Source organism: Comamonas brasiliensis, assembly GCF_018292285.1.
Taxonomy (GTDB): Bacteria; Pseudomonadota; Gammaproteobacteria; order Burkholderiales; family Burkholderiaceae_C; genus Comamonas; species Comamonas brasiliensis.
On sequence record NZ_JAANES010000002.1, the window covers coordinates 278,949 to 299,346 of the forward strand.

24 protein-coding genes are annotated in these 20,398 nt (G+C 57.9%); 15 read left to right on the plus strand and 9 right to left on the minus strand.

Features of this window, described 5'->3' with window-relative positions; genetic code table 11:
* The first annotated feature begins 4 nt into the window (after positions 1-4).
* From DJFAAGMI_RS09705 to DJFAAGMI_RS09770, 14 genes are all read left to right on the plus strand, one after another.
* Positions 5-565: an Ogr/Delta-like zinc finger protein gene (locus DJFAAGMI_RS09705; protein ID WP_211456983.1), complete on the plus strand. Its 561-nt coding sequence runs from the start codon at positions 5-7 to the stop codon at positions 563-565.
* A 94-nt stretch (positions 566-659) separates the two neighbouring features.
* Positions 660-998: a hypothetical protein gene (locus tag DJFAAGMI_RS09710; RefSeq protein WP_211456984.1), complete on the plus strand. Its 339-nt coding sequence runs from the start codon at positions 660-662 to the stop codon at positions 996-998.
* A complete protein-coding gene (locus DJFAAGMI_RS09715; protein ID WP_211456985.1) occupies positions 995-1,138 on the plus strand; it encodes a hypothetical protein in 144 nt (47 codons plus the stop codon). Before DJFAAGMI_RS09710 ends, DJFAAGMI_RS09715 begins: the two co-directional genes overlap by 4 nt.
* Entirely contained in the window at positions 1,139-1,747 is a 609-nt protein-coding gene (locus DJFAAGMI_RS09720) for a hypothetical protein (RefSeq protein ID WP_211456986.1), read from the plus strand.
* A gap of 6 nt (positions 1,748-1,753) precedes the next feature.
* Positions 1,754-3,856 (plus strand): replication endonuclease, encoded by a 2,103-nt coding sequence (locus DJFAAGMI_RS09725; RefSeq protein WP_211456987.1) that lies wholly within the window; start codon positions 1,754-1,756, stop codon positions 3,854-3,856.
* Positions 3,857-3,877: 21 nt separating this feature from the next.
* Positions 3,878-4,105: a hypothetical protein gene (locus DJFAAGMI_RS09730; RefSeq protein WP_050872404.1), complete on the plus strand. Its 228-nt coding sequence runs from the start codon at positions 3,878-3,880 to the stop codon at positions 4,103-4,105.
* Between the two features lie 26 nt (positions 4,106-4,131).
* On the plus strand, positions 4,132-4,332 hold the full coding sequence (locus tag DJFAAGMI_RS09735) for a hypothetical protein (protein ID WP_043375036.1): 201 nt from the start codon (positions 4,132-4,134) through the stop codon (positions 4,330-4,332).
* Positions 4,333-4,335: 3 nt separating this feature from the next.
* Complete coding sequence (locus DJFAAGMI_RS09740; RefSeq protein ID WP_211456988.1) at positions 4,336-4,713, plus strand: hypothetical protein; 378 nt, start codon at positions 4,336-4,338, stop codon at positions 4,711-4,713.
* Entirely contained in the window at positions 4,710-5,228 is a 519-nt protein-coding gene (locus DJFAAGMI_RS09745; protein WP_211456989.1) for a DUF4406 domain-containing protein, read from the plus strand. Before DJFAAGMI_RS09740 ends, DJFAAGMI_RS09745 begins: the two co-directional genes overlap by 4 nt.
* A 17-nt stretch (positions 5,229-5,245) precedes the next feature.
* Complete coding sequence (locus DJFAAGMI_RS09750) at positions 5,246-5,482, plus strand: hypothetical protein (protein ID WP_211456990.1); 237 nt, start codon at positions 5,246-5,248, stop codon at positions 5,480-5,482.
* On the plus strand, positions 5,467-6,585 hold the full coding sequence (locus DJFAAGMI_RS09755) for a tyrosine-type recombinase/integrase (protein WP_211456991.1): 1,119 nt from the start codon (positions 5,467-5,469) through the stop codon (positions 6,583-6,585). The genes DJFAAGMI_RS09750 and DJFAAGMI_RS09755 overlap by 16 nt, the downstream gene beginning before the upstream one ends.
* Positions 6,586-6,914: 329 nt before the next feature.
* Entirely contained in the window at positions 6,915-7,289 is a 375-nt protein-coding gene (locus tag DJFAAGMI_RS09760) for a DUF6864 domain-containing function (RefSeq protein WP_211456992.1), read from the plus strand.
* Positions 7,276-7,542: a hypothetical protein gene (locus tag DJFAAGMI_RS09765; protein ID WP_211456993.1), complete on the plus strand. Its 267-nt coding sequence runs from the start codon at positions 7,276-7,278 to the stop codon at positions 7,540-7,542. The genes DJFAAGMI_RS09760 and DJFAAGMI_RS09765 overlap by 14 nt, the downstream gene beginning before the upstream one ends.
* Before the next feature lie 806 nt (positions 7,543-8,348).
* Complete coding sequence (locus tag DJFAAGMI_RS09770) at positions 8,349-9,188, plus strand: AlpA family phage regulatory protein (protein WP_211456994.1); 840 nt, start codon at positions 8,349-8,351, stop codon at positions 9,186-9,188.
* Between the two features lie 561 nt (positions 9,189-9,749).
* Here the strand turns inward: DJFAAGMI_RS09770 and DJFAAGMI_RS09775 are convergent.
* The 7 genes from DJFAAGMI_RS09775 to DJFAAGMI_RS09805 all read right to left on the minus strand — a co-directional run bounded on the left by DJFAAGMI_RS09775 (position 9,750) and on the right by DJFAAGMI_RS09805 (position 17,317).
* Positions 9,750-10,253, minus strand: coding sequence for a macro domain-containing protein (locus tag DJFAAGMI_RS09775; RefSeq protein ID WP_211456995.1), 504 nt, complete (start codon positions 10,251-10,253; stop codon positions 9,750-9,752).
* Between the two features lie 637 nt (positions 10,254-10,890).
* The gene (locus tag DJFAAGMI_RS09780) at positions 10,891-11,562 is read right to left on the minus strand and encodes an NAD(P)H-binding protein (RefSeq protein ID WP_211456996.1); all 672 of its coding nucleotides are present in this window, start codon (positions 11,560-11,562) and stop codon (positions 10,891-10,893) included.
* Between the two features lie 355 nt (positions 11,563-11,917).
* On the minus strand, positions 11,918-12,262 hold the full coding sequence (locus DJFAAGMI_RS09785; RefSeq protein ID WP_211456997.1) for a DUF4148 domain-containing protein: 345 nt from the start codon (positions 12,260-12,262) through the stop codon (positions 11,918-11,920).
* A gap of 224 nt (positions 12,263-12,486) precedes the next feature.
* Entirely contained in the window at positions 12,487-13,104 is a 618-nt protein-coding gene (locus tag DJFAAGMI_RS09790; RefSeq protein ID WP_211456998.1) for a YdeI/OmpD-associated family protein, read from the minus strand.
* Between the two features lie 150 nt (positions 13,105-13,254).
* The gene (gene chrA / locus DJFAAGMI_RS09795) at positions 13,255-14,613 is read right to left on the minus strand and encodes a chromate efflux transporter (RefSeq protein WP_043006376.1); all 1,359 of its coding nucleotides are present in this window, start codon (positions 14,611-14,613) and stop codon (positions 13,255-13,257) included.
* Positions 14,614-14,955: 342 nt separating this feature from the next.
* Entirely contained in the window at positions 14,956-16,239 is a 1,284-nt protein-coding gene (locus DJFAAGMI_RS09800; protein WP_211456999.1) for a TolB-like translocation protein, read from the minus strand.
* 79 nt (positions 16,240-16,318) lie between these two features.
* A complete protein-coding gene (locus DJFAAGMI_RS09805) occupies positions 16,319-17,317 on the minus strand; it encodes a Bug family tripartite tricarboxylate transporter substrate binding protein (RefSeq protein ID WP_211457000.1) in 999 nt (332 codons plus the stop codon).
* Positions 17,318-17,485: 168 nt separating this feature from the next.
* Between DJFAAGMI_RS09805 and DJFAAGMI_RS09810 the strand changes: the two genes are divergently transcribed.
* On the plus strand, positions 17,486-18,376 hold the full coding sequence (locus tag DJFAAGMI_RS09810) for a LysR family transcriptional regulator (RefSeq protein WP_211457001.1): 891 nt from the start codon (positions 17,486-17,488) through the stop codon (positions 18,374-18,376).
* A gap of 128 nt (positions 18,377-18,504) precedes the next feature.
* Here the strand turns inward: DJFAAGMI_RS09810 and DJFAAGMI_RS09815 are convergent, their stop codons facing one another.
* Positions 18,505-18,789: an MliC family protein gene (locus DJFAAGMI_RS09815; RefSeq protein ID WP_230630214.1), complete on the minus strand. Its 285-nt coding sequence runs from the start codon at positions 18,787-18,789 to the stop codon at positions 18,505-18,507.
* A gap of 135 nt (positions 18,790-18,924) precedes the next feature.
* Positions 18,925-20,394, minus strand: coding sequence for a sensor domain-containing diguanylate cyclase (locus tag DJFAAGMI_RS09820; RefSeq protein ID WP_211457002.1), 1,470 nt, complete (start codon positions 20,392-20,394; stop codon positions 18,925-18,927).
* Positions 20,395-20,398 lie beyond the last annotated feature (4 nt).

Genomic DNA, 20,398 nt, shown 5'->3' on the forward strand with positions numbered 1-20,398 from the left:
GCCCATGGTCGAAAACGATCCTTTCAATGCAGAGCCCGGTCTGCAGGCGCATCGTAGTTTTGCGCAGGCTGCCCTGGGCGTAGGCGTGCGTAAGGTCAGCATGGGCGTGGTGGAGTCTCAGGCTGTGGGACAAACCGGGCAAGGCTGTAACACCGCGAACGGACAAGCTCAGGCGCCCGCCAAGAAGCAGCCGCCGCTTGTTCTGGAAACCAAGCCCAAGAGCATTCCGCGTGACAGAACCCGGCTGCGCTGCCCGCATTGCAAGTCGCCTTGCAACTCGCGCACCAGCTTTGAAACCAGCGCGCTGACTCGCACCTTCATCTATTGCTGCACCAACTACGAGTGCGGCCATACGTTCAAGGCAGTCATGGAGATTCACTACACGATCTCCCCCAGCGCCACCCCTGACCCGTCAGTGAACCTGCCCATATCCACCCATGTGCGCCGTGACTTGGTACGTACCCAGATGGATGTGGCGCGGTCTGCAGAGCATGTGCCCGAGCACACCGAGCCGGTAACGGGCGACCTGTTCGCAGGCATACCGCCCGACCCGCCGCGCACCTAGCGCCCTAACCGCTTCCCCCTTTTCCACACCGCTGACAGAGCCAGTTTGCTGGCCCTGCGGCCCTTTTCACGCCCAAAAACCGGAGGAACCAGCCATGACACAAGCCTTGAATGTCGTTCAACCCAAGCCATTGGCTGAGCGCGTCTCAGTTGTTGACCGCATAGACCTTGGCAAGAACACATGGATAAGCGTCTGGGCTATGTCCAGTGCGGACGGCCAGCGCGGCCATGTCTCCATTAGCTTCCATGCCGACGGCGGTGCGGCGCGCTTCGTATCCGACCTTGAATTGCCAGTGGATGCTGCGTCAAAGCTCGGTGCCCTGCTGTGTGTCGCGGTCGAGTCAGTCGAGGTCATAAAAGAAATGTCTGCGGCGCAATGGGAGCGCTTTAAAGAGTTTCGAGCAGCGGCCGAGGCCCAAGGCGGTGCCGCATGAGCCGCTTTGCTATCACCCACATCGACAAGGACTATGTGCGCCGCCGCATGGTGATTGGTGCGCCCAACAACGCCATGGCCAGGGATTGCGCAGTGCGTATCTATGGCGCCGCATGGTTCATGAGCTGCGTGAGGGTCTGAATGAACGCCCCGATGCGCAATGCCTTGGTCATGCTGTCGCCCAAGCTGGCACCCGCTGACGCGGTGCTGGCTGATGGTCAGTCTGCGGGCGCTGCTGTGCTTCTGCCTGCGGCTGTGGAGCTGCTGCGCATCACCAATGGAGAGTGGTTTCCGCCATTTCCCGGTTACAGGGTCGTGCAGCTGCTGGAAAGCCTGCTGCGCATTGGCAAGGACAAGCAGATACCTCTGCACACCAGCCGGGAGGCAATGCGTGACTTCGCAGAGATTGACGCCATCCTGCGAGCCGCAACTGAGCAGGAGACTCGCAAAAACGCCGTGGCCGTGCCGCCCTCGTATGAAACGCGCGCGCAGTTGTACCGGCTGCGTAAGGACTTCCGCAAGAAGTCAGGCCATGGCTATATCGACGCAGAAAACAGTGAATGGCATGCCCTTCCCGTCCGCATTCGCATGGCTTTGCTGTTGCTGTGCGGTGTGGATGGCGACATTGACGCCCTGGCCAACCGCGACTTTCAGTCCATGCCGCCACCTGAGCGGCAAGCCATCAAAACAGAGGTGCGCCTTGCCAAGCGTCACTTTGAGCGCGTCAGGGCGCTGGGAAGCGTCTGGTAGATCGCCATGGCCAAGATACTGCGCGAACTGCCCAAAGGGCTTGCCGACTGGAAAAAGAGCAAGCCACAGCTGCGCCATGTGGCGGAGCATCTGGAACGCATCATTGACGATGCGCCTGAGACATGGCGCGCAGTCATTCGCACTCGCTTCAAAAAGATTGAGCCGGTGCCGCCCATGGGTGCAGATGCCAGCGAGCTGGCTAAGTGGGACCTGGAGCAGCCGCCCGAGTGGGTCAAGGCCTGGGACGGCCTCAAGGATTTGGCCGCATTCCAGGATGCCTACGGCGATGCCATGCGCTGGAATCTGGATGACCACGACATTTGCAAATGGGCCAAGGCGCTGGCAGACCAAGCGGGAGAGCTGGAGGCCATTTGCGTGGCCGATGAAACAGCGCTGCGCGCAGAAGAAGCCGAGCGGCGTAGCGCCCAGGGCAAGTATCTGACCGAGGACGAGCAGAACGCCCAGGCGGCCCGCAGTGTTGCCCGCAGGGTGGATGCCATTCGCATGCTGGTCCGCATGATTGGCGTGGATGAGGACAAGCCCATCAAGGGGCTGCCTGCCGTCAAACGAGCACAAGACCCGCGCTGGTGGCGTAGGCGTCTGCGCACCCATGTGGCCCGTGTGGTGGAGGGCGGGCACATCCGTCTTGGCATGGTGCACCGCGCCAGTGGTGGCTATGTCAGCCATCTGGGCCTCATGCGCCGTACCCATCAAATCAAGCGCAACGCGGACGGTTTGGCTCGCACCCTCTACACCAACGAGGCGGGACAGGTCTTCAATCTGGCCGAGCTGGCTGCGCTTGGCACTTCCAATCCCGTGGTGCGCGGTGGTGAGCTGATGACCCGCATCCGTGGCGCCGAGGAATATGCGGACGCCCGCGCCCATGTGGGCCTGTTTCTCACGCTGACGCTGCCAAGCCGCTTTCACCCCGTCAAGCTGGGCAAGAGCGGGCGCCCTATGCCCAATGAAAAGTACGTGCCGGGCCTGACGCCCCGCGATGGCCAGAACTGGCTTTGCAAGAACTGGCAGCGCCTGCGCAGCGCCGCCAAGCGCAAGAAGATCGGCATGTATGGCCTGCGTGTGGCTGAGCCCCACCACGATGCCACGCCGCACTGGCATGCGCTGGTCTGGGTCGAATGCGAAGAGGATGCCGTCCGCCTGGAAGCGCTGATTCGCAAATACTGGCTTGAAGACGATGGCGATGAGCCGGGTGCACAAAAGAACCGTGTCTGCATCAAGCGCATGCTGGCAGGTGGCGCCGCTGGCTATGTGGCCAAGTACATCGCCAAATCTGTGGGCCACCATGCCCTGGCTGAGCACACGGACGTTGTGCAAGGTCATGAAGTGCAGATTGCTCTGGACCTGGACAAGCCTGAGCAGCCCGAGAGCAATGCATCCGACAAGGACGGGTTTGCAGGTTATCGCCGCGTGGATGCATGGGCCAGTCATTGGGGCATTCGTCAGTTTCAAACCATTGGCATGCCCAGCGTGACTGTGTGGCGCGAGCTGCGCCGCGTCAGCAAGGACCAGCTGGAACTGTTTAGCCGCGAAGGCGACCGCGAAACCAGCCGCGCTTACACCGCCTGCCATCGCCACGGCGACATGCGCGCGAACTGGTGCTTGTTCATGGAGGCTATGGGCGGCCATGCCTGCAAGCGTCATGAGTGGCATCTGCGCGTTGTGCATCGCACGCCGGAGGCTGGTGCCGTCAATCAGTACGGTGAAGAAGTCACACAGGGAAGCGTTGCAGGTCTGACCCCGCAGCGCGGACGCATGCGCGGCCGCTGGCTCGTCAGCCGCCGCATTGCATGGACCCCCTACGTATCGACATTTGCAGCTGACAACAGCGCTGAAACCACCCAAGGGGACGAAGTGGCGCAGGGCACAGGCGAGGCCGTGTCCCGGCCGCCGCTGGCGGCCCCTTGGACTCGTTTCAATAACTGTACGGCCCGGCTCACGGGCAAGACCGCCAAGGCCTTTTTCGGGCGCGGCGATCACGAGGCAGAGGACTGGACCAGCCCTGACAGCCCCGATTCGGTGCTCTACCAGCCCAAAACGATGGCCCAGCGCTTCCAGCAAGCGGCCCATTTCTTCCAAACCACCCATTGATCCATCACAGGAGGACTCGTCATGCCCGCAAAACGCACCGAACCCAGCCGCGCTGCCGTCAATCCGGCCGCTGGCTTCAAGTACACGCGCGCCGAGAGCACTGATTTGGCCAAGCGCTTTGCCGCCATCCGCCGCGAGCAAGCCAAGGCCCAGCGCGAAGCCGCTGCCGCTGAGTTCGCACAGGCCCAGCAGTCGCTGGAGCTGGAGCCGACCGCCCAGGTTGTCCCACTTTTCAAGCACGCCGTCTAACCCAACTCACATCAGGAGGTAACACCATGGACCAGAACATCACAGCCCTGCATAGCTATCGCGCCATCCTCATTCCTGCCGACGCTTCCAGCAACGTGGAAGCACTGGCCGACGCGGGCCTGCTGCCCACCATTCGCGTCAAGGCAAGCAATGCCACCCAGGCCGAAGTCAACGCGCATGTGGCCAGCGGCCAGGGCGTGCTGCGCGTTGAGCGCGTGGAGGGCTGAGCAATGAATCAAATTCACACTGGCGGCCCAGCATTTCCCGAAAAACAGCGCCTGCTTGGGCATCTGGGGTCTGAATATGAAGTTCCGACTCCCGGAATGACCATGCGCGACTATTTCATGGCCCATGCGCCAGCAGTGCCGCAGCCTTGGTTTGAGCCAGTAATGGCGAACGCATGCCCGTCCGACAAGTGGCAAGGCGATGACGGAAAGCCCTACGAATCTGCGCGCCGAGCCGAGAACGAATGCGGCGACTGCTACAGCAACGTGAATGAGGCGGCCCAGAAAGCATGGGAAGCGGAGCGCCAGAAGCAGCGATACATCCAGTGGCCTGCTGCATGGGCAGACGCCATTCTGGCAACTCGTGCGGAGGTCCTGCGATGAACACGCTGAACCTCATTCGACTGATCGTCCTCAAGCTGGTGCTGCTCGGCGGCGGCGCCATGGGCTGGGCCTTTGCGCGCCACTACATCGCAGACAGGGTACGCCACATGGGCCAGATACTGCTGGGCAAGCAAGACCTGCGCTGCATCTTCTCCATGCTGGAGGTCATGCAGGCCCGCCAGAGCGCAAAGCGTGTGTATCTGTCCGGCCCCATGAGTGGCCTGCCAGAGCTGAACTACCCGACCTTCAACGACAAGGCCACCGAGCTTCGTGCGCGCGGCTGGCATGTGGAGAACCCGGCAGAGAACCCGCCACCGCCCTGCGGCTCCTGGCGCGGCTATATGCGGATGGCCCTGTGGCAGCTGGTGAGCTGCGAGGCCATCTACCTGCTGCCCGGCTGGGAAAACAGCAAGGGCGCTCGCCTGGAATACAGCATTGCCCAGTCCCTGGGCCTGGAAGTGATCGAGGCCGCAATCAGCATCCACATCAACAGAACAAACAAGGCCGCCGCCTGAGCAAAGGAGAAATGAACATGAATCAATCGAACTGGGTCACCATCGCAAAGGCCGGCGCAGACACAGGACTGCCGGAATCCTTTTTCAACGAACGCACCGGGCTTTCCGGCATCTGGCCAGAGGGGCCAGTCTGGAAGTGGTTTGAAGGCCGCAAGCTCATCAACATGAACGGGTTCTATTCGCTGGTTGACAAGTCGCCCAGCGTCCGCAGCAACCGAGGCCGCAAAAAGGCGAAGACATGCCAAGAGCAGTAACCAGAACCACAGGGGTGATTGTTCGGGAGTCACACCTGCAGATCGACCTGCGCGCCCAGGGCTTCGGGCGCGAGCGCCTGGACTTGGCGCCGACGCCGGCAAATATCCAGTACGCAGCCCGGCTGCGGCTGGAGATTCTGGCCAAGATCGAGCGCGGGGCATTTGCCCTAGCAGACTACTTCCCGGACTCACCGCGCGCGGTCAAGGATGCGCAGTCCCTCACCTTCAAACAGTTGGCCGGTGAGTGGCTGCGCGTAAAAAAGCCGCAAGTACAGCACAGCACTTTTCACCACTATGAGCAGACCTTGACCAGCTACCACTACAACGAGCTGATGGAAATGCGGCTGGCCAGCCTGGACTACCGCGCGTTGATGAAGCTGCTGGCGGACTTCCCGTCCAATGGCAAGACCTTCAACAACGTGGCCACCGTGTTGCGCCAGGTGCTGGAATATGGGTTCAAGGCCAAGCTCCTGGCAGAGCCGTTGCATGACCATGTGCAGATGCGCCGCCATCAGAAGCCAGGGCCGGACCCGTTTCCGCTGCATGAGGTCAATCAGATCATCCAGTCCATGCCTGCCGGTCAGGCTCGCAACTATTTCGAGCTGGCTTTTTTCTCGGGCATGCGGCCGTCCGAGCAGATTGCAATGCAGTGGAGCAAGGTGGACCTCAGGGCCGGAAAAATGCTGGTCGATGCCGCCAGGACGCGCGGCGAAGAAAAGGGGACCAAGACCGGCAACACTCGCACCGTGGAATTGACGGCCAATGCCCTGGAGGCATTGCGCCGCCAAAAAGCAAGCAGCCACAAGAATGCCGTCTATGTGTTTGAGACTGAGCAGGGCAAGCCTTTTGGATCCACTGACATTCCGCTGGATGCATGGTGGCGCCCCACGGTCAGCGCGCTCGGGCTGCGTTACCGAGATGCCCGGCAGACCCGCCACACCTTTGCGACCATGTGCCTGATGGCTGGCATCACGCCGGGCTGGGTGGCCATGCAGATGGGGCACTCCATCGAGATGTTCTTCCGCGTGTACAGCCGATGGATTCAAGGTGCAGACCAAGGCGCAGAGCGCCGCAAGCTGGATGCGTTTATTGCTCAAAATTAAGGCACTTCGACTTAAATTTTGGACTCTAGACACGTTCGCAACTTCAAGTACGAGTGGTTAACCTATCGTACAGAACGCCTACGCAGCAAAGGAGAATGCCCTAAGCTGGGTTCGGGTACCACGACAAAATGCTCACCTTGCTGGGGCTATGGAACTGATGCCAATACGTGCCGATCAGGCGAATTTTTAAGAACAGCCATTAAAGCAAAAACCTCATCAACGCTCTAAAACTGAAACCATAGGAACTTAAGTCAGAAGCGATGCTCAATTTGCTTGAGCTTCGAGTTATAGTACCTGTAACGGAAAGTTATTTAACTAAGGAGCTATCTGTGATTACCATTAAGACTGGAGGCAAAGATGTTTTGGATTCTAAAACATTTTTGTCATTAGACCTTGGAGAAACGACAATTACTCTAGGACAGGGTAATGAAGCTCTTTCTTTCATTTTTAATTTCATCACAGCAGACGACCAAGATCCAAAGATTGGGTATCAGGCTATTGATGAAAAAACTCTTAAGATTAGCCTTACCAACTGGAAAACACCACTAGGCGCAACGCTAACTGAACCCACACATGTTGGGACATTTTCAAACAGAAACCTTTACATCATGTTTTACGTAAAAAAGGTTGGAAGCGTTGGAGAGTATCGGGAGATCACATTCACTGCATATCTTGGCGAGGAAGTGAATGATGGCAAAAATTGACGTAAGGACAACCGTAACAGCACCAGCCGAAATTAATATTCCACTTATTCGAGCTGATCATGCAGGCACATCAAGTGTTTTCAGAGTTTGTTTTGAAGTATCTCTTTCTATATTCTCGACACTAACAGGATATACATTGGGACTAAATCAAGCACAGCCTATACATTGGTTATTTATTGCCGTTTGCTTTTTTGCTGCTATTGCATTTTTAGTACTAAGCTATAAATTCGGAAAGGCATCTAAAGTTTCTTAAAAATAACGATTCCATTTCTGTTTATTTTTCTATCTAAATTTAGTACAGCATAAAATTGCATGTTTTTTAAGAAAATAAAGCACGCCATATCAACAATGCTGGGACATGCTATGGGACACAGAGAGCGAAATACAGGAAATTCAGCGAGGCTTAGCCTGTGCTCCTAGAGGGAGAAATTCTAGGAATTTGACTGAAACAATGAAGTAACGGGTTCGATTCCTGTCGGGGGGACCAAATTCAAGGCCGCGAAGGTGCATAACCTTCCGGCCTTTTTCTTTTTTCCCTCTGCAGACTTCAATTGGAAGTACGCTGAAGCCCGTAGACAGTGCCTCAATCCGAGGACTTCCTGGGGCACATTTGGGGCATATCTCATTTGCCCATGCATTCAGCCATCAAGAACCGATAGGCGCGCAGGCCCAGATTCGCCTGATCTTTGGCGTTTGCCTGCGCCGGTTCTCACTACCCAGCGCCCTCCCTGCTGTTCGGTGGAAGCACATTTCACTTGACTCCCCCTCAGGCAGCTCATCAAACAGTCCGACAACTTGGCTGAAGTGCCCTCTTCCAGTCCAAGCCGGAAGGACTCGTGCTCGACCGATGGGGTCGCAATTGCAACTGCACGAAGCATCAGGCGTGGCAAGGACGTCAAGGACGAAAGGTGGTCAAGCGAAAACCGTGAAATAAAAATCGTTCGTATTTCACAGCAATGTTAGAGTCTCGCCTACATTGAACACAACTATCGAAAATCAATACTTATTGCATCGATCAACTACGCTTCATTCACCCGACGTCCGAGCTAGAGAGACCATATGCCGAGGAAAAGCACGTTACGCTCCACCAAGCATGTCATTCCCATGGATGAGGTTCTGGCACGGACAGCGCTTTCCAAGTCAACGCTCTACAAGCTTTTGCGGCAAGACAAGTTTCCCCATCCCACGCCGATGAGCAACAGAAGCATTGGCTGGTTCGAGGTTGATGTCGAAAACTGGCTGCAAGGCAGCAAAGCAAATCGTCAAGCGAACCTCGCGCTTCCCGTTATCTACATGGCAGGCAAAATGGGAGGGCCTGAAGGCAATCAGAAGCCAGACAGCAATTTCTCTTGCTGGCGAATCTTCGACGTTTCCAGATCCAGTGCTCGCGGATATCTGGGAACTGAAAGTTCGGAAACCGATGTGCTGATTGCTCCGCCGCGAGAAATGGTCTTTCACGGAACGCGTACGAGGTTCATGTATTCAGGTCCCTGGAAAGCTCAGAGCATCGACCACGGATACCCGAATGGCGCCAGCTCATCCTCGCCCGATAGAGCTCAGAATGCCGCATACCGTGGAGCTCTTCAAGGCATCTCACGGGCCGATGTCGTTGTGGCCTATCTCGAAGACCTCGAAGCCTATGGCACCATGGTTGAGATCGGCTACGCACGTGCGACAAACAAGAGGGTGATTGTGATTACTTCACCAGCACTTCATAAGCCACCGCTCAACAACGGCTGGGGCAGCGGGCTCTGGTTTGCGATCAGGGCGGCCGACCGGCATATTGAATTACCCGATCGGCCCGGCAGCACACCAAAGGATCACTGGCGCTTGGCCCATGCACATGCAGCAATGACCATTTCGGAGTGGTATCCGAACACCATAGCCCACGCCCCCTGAGCGCCTGTTTTCCACCGACCCACAAGAGACAAAAGCTGTGCCCTCCATTAGCTTGAAACCTCGCATGTTTCATGCTCTGCCACTTCTTGAAGGTCTCAAACGCGCCAGCAACGGCAGAGTTTCGCCCCCATAGAACATGACCGACATCGCCAATGCTTGCCCGATGCCTGGCAGGCGGCCGCAGCGATGCGCGGCAACAGATTGCCCTTGCCGGCTATTGCCAAGAGTAAGGGCTCTGATATCGTTTTGCGCCGCAACCTCGCAGACGGACATCCGCTTGAGCAATCCGGTTTGCCGTTCAAGGCATAGCGATGCTCCAAGGCACTACTCAACCACTCCAATGCATTCAATCGAACCGCCTGCCCCACAGCAGTCGGTGGCTGACTGGCTCAGGGTTTGAGAGATCGAGTACCTGCATGCGCGTCGAATCACTCCGTCTCCCGCCTAGCCTAGAGAAGGCGCAGACCGCGGACGCGGCACAGGCGTGCAATAGCAGCGCGATGCCGAGCATAAAAAAGGCAGCTGAAAAGCTGCCTTGCACTGCGAAGTTGAAGTTGCCGATCAAAGGCCCTCGTCGGCCTTCTCCCCCTTGCGGTAAGTCGAATAAATGATCACCGGGATGCCTGCCTCACCAAGGTACTGAGAAATAAGAGGTTTCACATCCTCCCATTCCAGGCCACCCACACCGGTTGCAAGACGGGGCAATGCAACGCTTTGGATTTTCTCTTCCTTGATATATCTCGACAGGTTCTGCAGTGCGCGGCGCACGTTTTCCACGCTCGCTTTGCCGGGCTTGGCGCCAGGCCCCTGCCCCATCGTGTTCTGTGTGACCAGATTGATGATCTTGCGCACACCGCCACCTTCCTGCACGCCCGTCCAACCCCAGACATCACCGGGAACAATGGACTTGTTGCGCGTGTCGTGACGGTAATCCTTCACCAGAGAGGGCCAGCGCTCACGCAAGGCCAGAGCCAGGCCACTGTCAAAGGGATCGAACGCCGAGATACCGTGCCCCAGCAAATCTGCATTGCTCAAGAGAATATCGCCGCTAACTTCCTTGATCATCAATTACTCCTTTGTCGGTGACATAATAATTATCTGCATTCACAATTGCATATATTTAAATGGAGATCTCCAAATGGAAAACTGACTACAGGCAATTCGATGAAATAGTCATGAATTATTTAAGAATAAAGTTAACCACTCCCATTTAAAACAAATCTTCACTTGATTTCATTGATTTAAATCAGAATCAGTTCAAAGAAAATACTAATACAAAATCTCTTTTTCATATGCTCATCCAGTCTGCCACTCGCGCCGCAAGATGTGACGCCGCAACTGCAGATGTCTCTCTGCAGAGGTCCCTGCACACCTGAGCAGCAGAGACCGAGCCGGCCAGTTCATGCTGCACACCAGAAGCTTATGCTGAAAATAAAACTGCCGAGAAGCTTTTCTCTCCCATGAATACCAATAAAGATGCAGCCGAATGCTATCGCCAAGTATTCAATCAGCACTGAAAATAGCGACCCAACTTTGAAGTTTTGGTATTGACGCCACTTTCATTCATCGCTTTAACAATGACGAATGCGGACATGCGTCCAAGGCTTTCATTGCGTTTCATGAAAAGAACCTGGCCGTGTTCTCTTTTTTACCGAACCGAAGAATCAGCCGTCAGAGTTCTATTTCCATCATGCCGTCGACTTCAGCGGCCGACCTCCAGGCGAGCCATCTCGTCCGAAGCCAGAACGACCAGCCCCAGTGCCACCGGTACGGTATGCAACAGCGCCAAAGCGACTGCCCGCGCACGGACTGGTCGGTACTTGCCGGGGAGCAGCGGAGCCAACAGCCTGGCGATTGGAATTGCAAACCGCTCGCCAAGGCGCGGCGGTTGCTGCAGGCCATCACGTTTATCGAGAAGCAGCGATGGTTGGGCGATCACCAGCGCCAGGAGATCCAGAGCCTTCAACGCATCCTCCAGCTCGCCCTTGACGCGGTTGTAGAACGTCGAAGAGCGTGCGCTGGCACCCACGGCACTGACCAGACCCACTCGCCGGGCTCCCGCAGCCACCGCCGCCCTGGCTACGGCCAGATTTGCGTTCAGGTCGACGGCACGGAATGCGTCTTGGCTACCCGCCACCTTGATGGTCGTCCCCAAAGCCAGATAGACCTCATCGACCTCAGGCAGCGCGGGAAGGTGGCTGAAATCGACGATATGCACCTGAAGCTTGGGATGGCGGATGTTCAGCGTCCGACGACTCAGCGCATGTATCTGCTCGACCTGTGCGTCGACCAGCAAGGCTTGAAGCATCATGCTGCCGACCAGGCCCGTCGCGCCCGCCAGCAACACTCTTCTTCCATTGGACTGTGTGGTCATGACAGTAGCTCTCAACCCAAACGCATCGTATGGCGGCGGTTCGGGCGCCTGTCCGCTCCAGCCGTAAAACCGTCGATGGACAAGCTCAGGAATTATCAACGTCGATCACACAAGGCGACCACTCATCCTCGCATCACCAGCATTCTCATAGCGGCGGCGAGCTGAGCCAGCGCGTTTCATTATCCAGGAAAGAGCAACTGATCATGCCCCCTCGCCCAGACTCGTGCGCAGACATGCCCGAGGACTGCAGACCGACTTGCAGATGTGCAAACATCCTTTCCGCCTGCACATTCTGCCGCTCAATGTGAGTTTGCTTGGGCCAGACACTCGCACTTGCTGCTGGCGCCAACTTTCTCTAGCCCGAGATGGACCGCAGGCGCGCCTCTCGCGCGGACGGCGATTCGTCACGCAATTCCTGAATCACTTGCTCGCGGGTTTTGCTGGACCCGCTGCGGGGAATCTCTCTCGGAAAACTGCTTTCGCCAAACGACAGACCTCCCTGCTTGAGGGCTGCTTCGGTCTCGGCTTTGACCTGTGCCCGGGTTTTCTGGCTCACGAAATGGTCCGGATGAACGGTCACGCCTTGTTCATTGTTTGCCGGATGCTCATAGGCGGCAGAGGCTGTACCCGGAAGAGCAAGTGTGACGGCTGTGGCCACACCGGCCAGTGCAAGGGACAGTGAAATGCGATGTTGAGACATGGTTGGCTCCAAAAAAAGTCTAGGGAACACAACTCCTTGGCCTGCTTCAAGCTGAGGAGAAGATGTGTTGATGCTAGAGATCGGAGCCCATCAAAATCAGGACAGCGCGATGACATTCCTGTCAGCTCTGCCGCAGCCTTGGCGCATGACTCGGAGGCTTGGCCACCGCCGCCCGAGCACGGGCAGCTCAACGCCCAAAACAAGGGCGTACACGTGTCGCGCCATCAAGCCTTGGGGTGGGGTTTGAAGATATGGATGGCCTCACCGCGAGCAAGCATCGCCACCAACTGCTCGATGCGCCTGGCACGTGTCTCGGCCTTGGCGGCCGTCTGGATACGCCACAGTATCGCGTAGCGATTGGAGGCGTTGAGGCCGGCAAAAAAAGCCTTGGCCAAAGGCTCGGCTTCCAGCGCAGCCTGCAGGTCCTCGGGTACGGTGGAGGTACGCGCACCGTCATAGGCGCGCGCCCAGCGCCCGTCAGCCTTGGCTGCCTCTATCTGGGCCTGACCCGGTGCCTGCATGCGGCCCGCCTCAATAAGAGCCTGCACCTTCTCGACATTGATCTTTGACCAGACGCTGCGCGCGCGACGCGGCGTGAAGCGCTGAAGATAGTGCTGGTCGTCGAGACTTTTCTTCTGTCCATCGATCCAGCCCCAGCACAGCGCAATCTCCACCGCCTCGGGATAGGTGACACTGGGCTCATTGGCTCCTCGCTTGGCGATCTTGAGCCAGAGCCCTTCGGAAGCAGCGTGATTCTTCTTCAGCCAGGCCTCGAAGGCTTTGGCGCTCTTGAACAGGGTCGGAGCCAATTCGAGCGGGATGACAGATTTGACGGAAGGCATCACCTGGACCTATGCGGCATGAGTACCAGCGCGGCTCGTGCCAAGGAAACGGGAGCCTGGTGGATGGTACGGGAGGTCAAGTTTAACCAGAGCTCCCGGCCAGTGGCAGTCGCTGGACGCCCATGACTTCCCCCAGTGCAAGGTCTTGGCCTATCTCCACAATTGCATGAGCAGCCCCATCATCCCGGCAGCGATGATGACGTAGATGACATTGATCTTGAAGCGGAGCAAGGCGATGCCTGCTGCCAGCCCGATGGCAATCGAGGGCCACTCCATGTGCCCTGCAAAGCCTTGGGGCCAAATGACGTGGTAGGCAAAGAAGACGGCCAGATTCAGGATGACTCCCACGACCGCAGCGGTGATGCCGACCAATGGCGCAGTGAACTTCAGCTTGCCGTGGGTGGACTCTATGAAGGGGCCGCCCAGCAAAATGAAAAAGAACGACGGTAGAAAAGTGAAGAAGGTCGCGATCACTGCCGCGACGACTCCGGCCAGCAGCAGCGAGTCCGCACCGAAGATCGCTTTGGTCCAGCCGCCTACAAAGGCCACAAAGGACACCACCATGATGAGAGGGCCTGGAGTGGTCTCTCCCAAAGCCAGGCCATCGATCATTTGCGTTGCAGTCAACCAATGGAAGTTCTCCACCGCGCCCTGGTAAACATAGGGCAGCACCGCATATGCGCCCCCAAAGGTCATCAGCGCGGCCTTGGTGAAGAACCACCCCATTTGCACCAAGGCAGACTCCAGGCCAAACGCCGTGGCGAGCACGCCCATCACGCTGGTCCACAGCGTCAGGCAGACCAGCAATACCCGCCAGAATCCTCGCCAGGAAAATCGCGCATGCGGCGGAGTGGGAGTGTCGTCATCGATCAATGCAGCCCCTGGTGACTGATGCGCATTGCCTTTTTCATGGCTGGAGCCACCAAAGACCTCGGGACGCAATTTCCCCCCTATGAAGCCGATGGCTGCAGCCGCAATGACGATGAGCGGAAACGGAATATTGAGTGTGAATATGGCGAGAAAGGCAGCTGCCGCAATGCCCCAATGCCAGCTGCTCTTGAGCGATCTGGAGCCCACCCGGTAGGCGGCCTGTGCCACAAGCGCCGTCACCGCTGGTTTGATGCCGTAGAAGAAGCCCGCAATCAGCGGTATGTCGCCATGGGCCATATACAGCCAGGCCAGAGCCATGATGATGAACAGCGACGGCAGGACAAAGAGAACCCCTGCCAGAATTCCGCCCCATGTCCGGTGCAGCAACCACCCCAGGTAGGTGGCAAGCTGTTGAGCCTCTGGCCCCGGCAACAGCATGCAGTAGTTCAGGGCGTGGAGAAATCGCTTCTCGGAAATCCATCGACGCCGATCCACCAGCTCCTCATGCATGAGTGCTATTTGACCTGCTGGGCCGCCAAAGCTGATGAAGCCCAGCTTCAACCAGAAACGCAGCGCTTCTGAAAGCGAAAGAGAGACGGGCGCAACCGGATCGGTGGGCCTGGGCAAAGCGGTGTCCATAAAAGCTCCATAGGGAATATCCAGCTCTTGGACGGGACACCGTCTACCCTTGCGGGACGGGAGGCTGCTTTCCCGATGCAGAAATTCTAGCCCAGTCGCCCGGGCGCTCGTACATGCCGAGGACAAAGTCTGCAGTCACCGAGATCAGCGCCAGCACATGGAACACAACCGCACTTGCTGTGTTCCAGCGAAAAAAGCATGTCAGCCCTCTACGCCCAGGGCTTCTTCGCCTCAGATATCTCCTGCAGACGAAGCCACCAGGCGCCAGAGTTTTCACTCCCTTGAGGCACAGTGCAGCTCGGATCGCCAAAATCTCATCACCGATAAAGCTGCTTTCAGTCTTCAGGCTGCATCCACAATCGACGAGACATCCAGCACATACATCTGGCGTTGGCCCTCGTGCACCGAGTCAATGCAGACCTGCTTGCCATCCCGACTCCAGCGTGGGTGCAGGTCACAGCGGTTTTCCTTGCTCAGTTCCGGAGTGGCATAGAAGCTGCCCAGATTGCGACGCTGGCCGGTCTGCATGTCGAACAGGAACAGAAAGCGCTCGTGCGTGCTGTCGTCTGGATAGGTATCACTGAGCATCCAGCGGGTACTGACCGGAGAGAAGGTCATATGGCCGTTTTCCACCAGCACATCGCGGCCGATCACCAGTACCTCGCCTTCGTCGACATCGTGGTAGAGGTGATAGTGGATCTCGCCGGCATGCGGCCCCCAGACGATGATGTGCTCGTTGTCCTGCCACAGCGGGTGAGAGATCTGGTACTCCGACTTTTCATAGTCAAACGTGCCCACCGCATCGGGGTCGAAGTCGTCGGCCAGTTGCGGCAGCGGATGATCGGAGCACTCCAGCAGGCGCATGTCGGAGCCGTCCGGATTCATGGTGATCAGGCGGTGCAGAAAGCAGGTCTCGTCCTTCACGCGCTCTGTCCAGCGATGCAGAAAAAGTATGCGTGAGGAGGCCGGATTGACCTCGATATGACTCACCCAGTGGATGGCCTTGTCCATCGAAGCCACTGGATGGAATGCCTTGAGTTGCGCATAGCTGACCAGTAGCCGGGCATCGCCTGTCGCCAGCTCCATGCGCCAGATGCCGTCATCGGCGGGCGCCAGAGGCAACTCAAACGGCTGGCCCGGCTCGCTGTAGCCAATGGTCTCGTGCGTGATGTAAAGGCGCCGGTAGTTGACCGACAGTGCCCAGTCACTGCTGGGTGCCACCACGTACACGGGCATGGGCAGAACGCGGTGCTCTTGCGTATCCACATCCACCACCACGGCGCCAAAGCCCGGGTAAGGAGCGGTCATATCGCCCGTGCGATCGTTATAGATCAGCTTGCGGCCCGAGGCACCATCCAGCCATTGCAGCTGGCTGCCCATCTGGAAGTTCCAGGCGCCAGTCTCGCCCACCGCGTGAAAGCGGTCGCTGTCCTGGGTGTCGAAATAGCCGATCGTGGCCCTGGCCTCTGGGGTCAGATAGATGTCCATCCAGGGTGTTTGCTGCGCCGCGAGCAGGCTATTGCTTCTGTCCCAGTTGGACTTGTTGTAGTAGCCGAAGAAGTGGTGCAGGCTGCTGCTGCCCACGCGTCGGCAGGGAACAAAGGAAGAGTCAAGGGAAGTAGTCATTGGATGTCAAGCAGTAGCGTCGCAGCGCCGGGCTGCGACTCGAAAGCGGTTCCAGGCCTGCACAGAGGCCCGGCTCTGGTCAGTTCGCCGTGATCTTTCCGGCAGCGATCACCTGATCCCAGCGCTGTTTTTCCCTGGCCACAAAGCTCTGCGCTTCTGGCAAGGTATTGGCCACGGCACTCATCCCCTGCTCTTGCAGCCCCTTGCGGAACTCGGGCGTATTGACCACCTTGCGGATGTCTTCGCTAAGCTTCTGCACCACGGCCTGGGGCACCTTGGAAGACACGGCGACCGTGGTCCACGACGTGGCCACATAGTCCTTCATCCCAGCCTCGCTGGCCGTCGGAACATCCGGCAATGCCGCCAGGCGTTCATTGCCGGTCACCGCCAGCGCCTTGAGCTTGCCGCCCTTGACGTGCGCCAGCACTGTCGGAGGGTTCTCGAACATCAACTGGATCTGGCCACCCAGCAAATCGTTGAGCGCTGCCGAGCTGCCACGATAGGGAACATGAACGATAGGCGCACCGGACTGCAGCTTGTACAGCTCCCCCATCATGTGAACCGACGAGCCCACGCCGGCAGAGCCAAAATTGATGCTGCCTGGCTCCTGCTTGGCAAGCGCGGTCAGCTCCTGCAGGTTCCTGACTGGCAGATTGGGGGTTGCCACCACCACATGAGGCATCTCTGCCAGCACGGTGACAACGCGCAGCTCCTTGGCGGGGTCGTAAGGCAGTTTTTTGTAGACAGCGTAGGCAGCATGCAGTCCTATGGACCCCACCATCAGCGTATAGCCATCCGCGGACTGGTCGGACACGTATTTCCCGCCCAGATGACCGCCCGCCCCAGGCTTGTTTTCCACCACCACTGGCTGGTTCCACAGACGACCCAGCCTATCGGCGAGCATGCGGGCTTGTACATCCGAGCTGCCACCTGCAGTGAACGGCACGATGATGCGAATCTGACGAGCAGGATTGGGATATGCAGAGCTTCCTTCAGCCTGGGCAGAACCGATTCCTGCCAGTGTTGCGGCAGCCAGCACACCCAGACACAGAGAGCGACGAGCGCTAATGCAAACCATCTAATGACTCCTTGGATTTATTTCTGCGCTCTCGATGCCAGAGAACGCATGCATTGTTTCGTTGGAAGTCAGTGTAGAAAGCCAGCTCTACTCAGAAAAATTCATTTTTCAAACCTACCTATACGCGGCTGGTATACCCTTGCATCTCACCATCGAACCGCCTGCGCCATGCCACGCCCCTTGAGTTTTAAGGAAATCGAAGCCTTTCGTGCCGTGATGCAAACCGGCACCACGACCGCTGCAGCCCAGTTGCTGCACACCACGCAGCCATCCATCAGCCGCCTGCTGGCTCAGATGCAGACAGGCGCGGGCCTGAAGCTGTTTGACATGCATAAAGGACGGCTGCGCCCGACCGCAGAGGCAAGAGAGCTGTTCTCGACCGTGCAGCAGCACTTCGTCGGTCTGGACCGCATAGAGCGCGACCTGCAGGGGCTGCGGCAATTCGGTGCCGGTACCTTGCGCATAGGCTGCACTCCGGCACTGGGCTTGTCCATTGTTCCTGCGGCACTGCACAACTTTTTGCCCTACTACCCGGGCACCCACATCAGCCTGCAGACGCTAGGCACCACGCATCTTCGGGAAGGGCTGCTGCACGGTCAGTTCGATCTGGTGGTCAGCACCATGGCCATTGGCTCGCCCGAGCTCAACGCAAGCGTGCTGCATCAGACCCGTGCAGTGTGCGTCATGCATCCAGGCCATCCGCTGGCGCAGCGCAGCAGCCTGCATGTCAAAGATCTGGAGGGCCAGCTGCTGCTGACCTTGAATTCGGACGACAACATCTACCTGCAGCTTCAGCGAACCATGCTCGAGCATGACGTCCGTCCAAGCTCAACCGTCGAAACCACCTACTCCTCCACCATCTGCTGCCTAGCTGCGCAAGGTACGGGATTGGGTGTGGTTAATCCCTATGTGGCGGCAACGTTTGCCTCAAGCCTCTGTATCAAGCCCTTTCTCCCCGAATGCTCCGTAGAAGTCGTGCTGGCACTGCCAGGCCATTCCGCCCCTTCGGAGCGCACGCAACGCTTTATCGAGGAGTTGCAAAAGCAGCTGACAGCATAAGGCGATCAGATTCGCGAAAAAGGCCGGTCTCTCACCCGGCCTGCCGCATCAGAGACGGCGCGGCTATAGGCCTGTACCCTCGACCGAGCCCATAGACTGGAATGGAGTGATGACAGGCAAGCTCGGTCTCAACGGGCCTTGCATTGAATCGGCACCATGCGGCCGATCTCCACCGTCAGGTCCAGCCCTTTGCCTCGAATGGTGTTGGGCCCGTTGCTGTACACAAACCCGGAACCGCTGGGTTGCTGCGACAACTCAACGCTTTGACCGCCACGTATCAGGACCGCCTTGCTGCTGGCCGGCAAAAAGCGCACCGAGATCGATTCTCCATTGGTACAGGTGAAGGCTACTTCACGCTCCGCATCCCGAGGTGGCACAGCACTGCAGGCACTGACAGCGATGGCGATGAACAAGGCGGATCCGGCGACTCTCATAGATTTCTCCCCTGACATTTCAAAGCAGGACCGAGGCAGTCATTGGGCAATATGTGCGGTCGATGCCAGTTTCAACGTCTGCCGAGCGATCTGGACCGCGTCGCCCAACCTGATTCAGGCAGGGCTCACACGCCTGTCGCGCTCCTTGTCCCGATACAGGCGCGCCTTTTCAGCATACATCGCCTTGTCGGCCCCCTGAACAATGCTCTCTATAGAGGTTCCCTCCTGGCCGCAGGCATGGCCCATCGAGACCTGAATACTGTGGCCCGGATAGAACTGATTGTTCAACTCCAGCAAGGACAAGATGCGCTCCTGCAATGCCACGGCACCGCGCTCATCGGTTCCCGGCAGGAGCACAACAAACTCGTCGCCGCCGATACGAGCTGCGCAGGCCGGCGCATCGACGGCCTTGGTCAGAACCTCTCCCATACGCCTCAGCATGGCATCGCCTGCCGTATGCCCATGTTCGTCGTTGACGACCTTGAGGCCATTCATATCTATGGCGATCATGGACAACGGCCAGGGGCCCTTGCGCGACAACCGGTTCAGTTCTTCGGTATAAAAAGCGCGGTTGCGCAACTGTGTAAGTACATCGTGCTTGCCCAGATATTCAAGATAAGCCTCAGCCTTCTTGCGCGCCGTGATATCCACCAGCGACAGCAACACCAAGCCCCATTTTTCAGCGTGGCTGCTCATAATGGCGAACTCCATGTGAATATGGAGCACATCACCGGCCAGTCCGTAGTTCACCACTTCCCGCTGCTGCACCAGCTTGCCATCCCACAGGTCTATCAGTTGCTCGGCAAACGAGTCATACATTTCGCCCCTGAAAACCCTGGACAGGTTCTGCAGCAGCTGCTGCTTGCTCTCGGCACCGAACATCTGCAGCGTCTGGCGATTCACATCAAGGACCTGGATCTCCTGCATGCAGCGCGTCACGAACTCCGGGTGCACCTTCAGAAAGGTTCTGAAATCGGTGATCCCGCGCGCCCGAACATCGTCCATCAGGCGCTTGACCACGCTGAAGTCCTCAACCCACAGCGACACCGGAGAGTACTCGAACAGGTCCCTGGCGTACTGCTCGCTGCTCTGCAGCCGCGTCGTGCTCTGCACTTCGGCCGTCACATCCTCCAGGGAGACCAGCACCCGACTCCAGCTTTGCTCGTAGCCCGGCAGCACACGTGCCCTCACCTGCACATCGAGTCGCCGCCCATCTAGGGCATAGTTGACCGAACGGGTCTCGAAACTCAGCACTCCGTCCCAGAGAGCGAGCAGCTCGTTCATGATGCTGTCGAGCATGTCGCCGCGAAAGACTTCGTTCAGCCGGCTCTTCAGGGTTTGCTCGTCTGCGGCCTTGAACAGATCCAGCGTGTATTGGTTGACCCGCAGCACCTTGTAGGACTGACTGCACAGCTTGAGCCGCTCCGGATCCTCTCTGAGGAAGCTCAGCAGATCGCTGACCCCATCCGCTCGCCACTGATCGAATATCTGTCTGAGGCCGCTGTAATCCTCCATCCAGAGCGATACCGGAGCCAGGTTGAACATATCCTCGAAGTCCAGACCTTCAGCGAGAGAATTTTTCACAAAC

Bases quoted from the DNA above. Each gene is read 5' to 3' on its own strand.
- DJFAAGMI_RS09705 (WP_211456983.1), top strand. From the start codon at position 5: ATGGTCGAAAACGATCCTTTCAATGCAGAGCCCGGTCTGCAGGCGCAT.
- DJFAAGMI_RS09710 (WP_211456984.1), top strand. From the start codon at position 660: ATGACACAAGCCTTGAATGTCGTTCAACCCAAGCCATTGGCTGAGCGC.
- DJFAAGMI_RS09715 (WP_211456985.1), top strand. From the start codon at position 995: ATGAGCCGCTTTGCTATCACCCACATCGACAAGGACTATGTGCGCCGC.
- DJFAAGMI_RS09720 (WP_211456986.1), top strand. From the start codon at position 1,139: ATGAACGCCCCGATGCGCAATGCCTTGGTCATGCTGTCGCCCAAGCTG.
- DJFAAGMI_RS09725 (WP_211456987.1), top strand. From the start codon at position 1,754: ATGGCCAAGATACTGCGCGAACTGCCCAAAGGGCTTGCCGACTGGAAA.
- DJFAAGMI_RS09730 (WP_050872404.1), top strand. From the start codon at position 3,878: ATGCCCGCAAAACGCACCGAACCCAGCCGCGCTGCCGTCAATCCGGCC.
- DJFAAGMI_RS09735 (WP_043375036.1), top strand. From the start codon at position 4,132: ATGGACCAGAACATCACAGCCCTGCATAGCTATCGCGCCATCCTCATT.
- DJFAAGMI_RS09740 (WP_211456988.1), top strand. From the start codon at position 4,336: ATGAATCAAATTCACACTGGCGGCCCAGCATTTCCCGAAAAACAGCGC.
- DJFAAGMI_RS09745 (WP_211456989.1), top strand. From the start codon at position 4,710: ATGAACACGCTGAACCTCATTCGACTGATCGTCCTCAAGCTGGTGCTG.
- DJFAAGMI_RS09750 (WP_211456990.1), top strand. From the start codon at position 5,246: ATGAATCAATCGAACTGGGTCACCATCGCAAAGGCCGGCGCAGACACA.
- DJFAAGMI_RS09755 (WP_211456991.1), top strand. From the start codon at position 5,467: ATGCCAAGAGCAGTAACCAGAACCACAGGGGTGATTGTTCGGGAGTCA.
- DJFAAGMI_RS09765 (WP_211456993.1), top strand. From the start codon at position 7,276: ATGGCAAAAATTGACGTAAGGACAACCGTAACAGCACCAGCCGAAATT.
- DJFAAGMI_RS09770 (WP_211456994.1), top strand. From the start codon at position 8,349: ATGCCGAGGAAAAGCACGTTACGCTCCACCAAGCATGTCATTCCCATG.
- DJFAAGMI_RS09775 (WP_211456995.1), bottom strand. From the start codon at position 10,253: ATGATCAAGGAAGTTAGCGGCGATATTCTCTTGAGCAATGCAGATTTG.
- DJFAAGMI_RS09780 (WP_211456996.1), bottom strand. From the start codon at position 11,562: ATGACCACACAGTCCAATGGAAGAAGAGTGTTGCTGGCGGGCGCGACG.
- DJFAAGMI_RS09785 (WP_211456997.1), bottom strand. From the start codon at position 12,262: ATGTCTCAACATCGCATTTCACTGTCCCTTGCACTGGCCGGTGTGGCC.
- DJFAAGMI_RS09790 (WP_211456998.1), bottom strand. From the start codon at position 13,104: ATGCCTTCCGTCAAATCTGTCATCCCGCTCGAATTGGCTCCGACCCTG.
- chrA (WP_043006376.1), bottom strand. From the start codon at position 14,613: ATGGACACCGCTTTGCCCAGGCCCACCGATCCGGTTGCGCCCGTCTCT.
- DJFAAGMI_RS09800 (WP_211456999.1), bottom strand. From the start codon at position 16,239: ATGACTACTTCCCTTGACTCTTCCTTTGTTCCCTGCCGACGCGTGGGC.
- DJFAAGMI_RS09805 (WP_211457000.1), bottom strand. From the start codon at position 17,317: ATGGTTTGCATTAGCGCTCGTCGCTCTCTGTGTCTGGGTGTGCTGGCT.
- DJFAAGMI_RS09810 (WP_211457001.1), top strand. From the start codon at position 17,486: ATGCCACGCCCCTTGAGTTTTAAGGAAATCGAAGCCTTTCGTGCCGTG.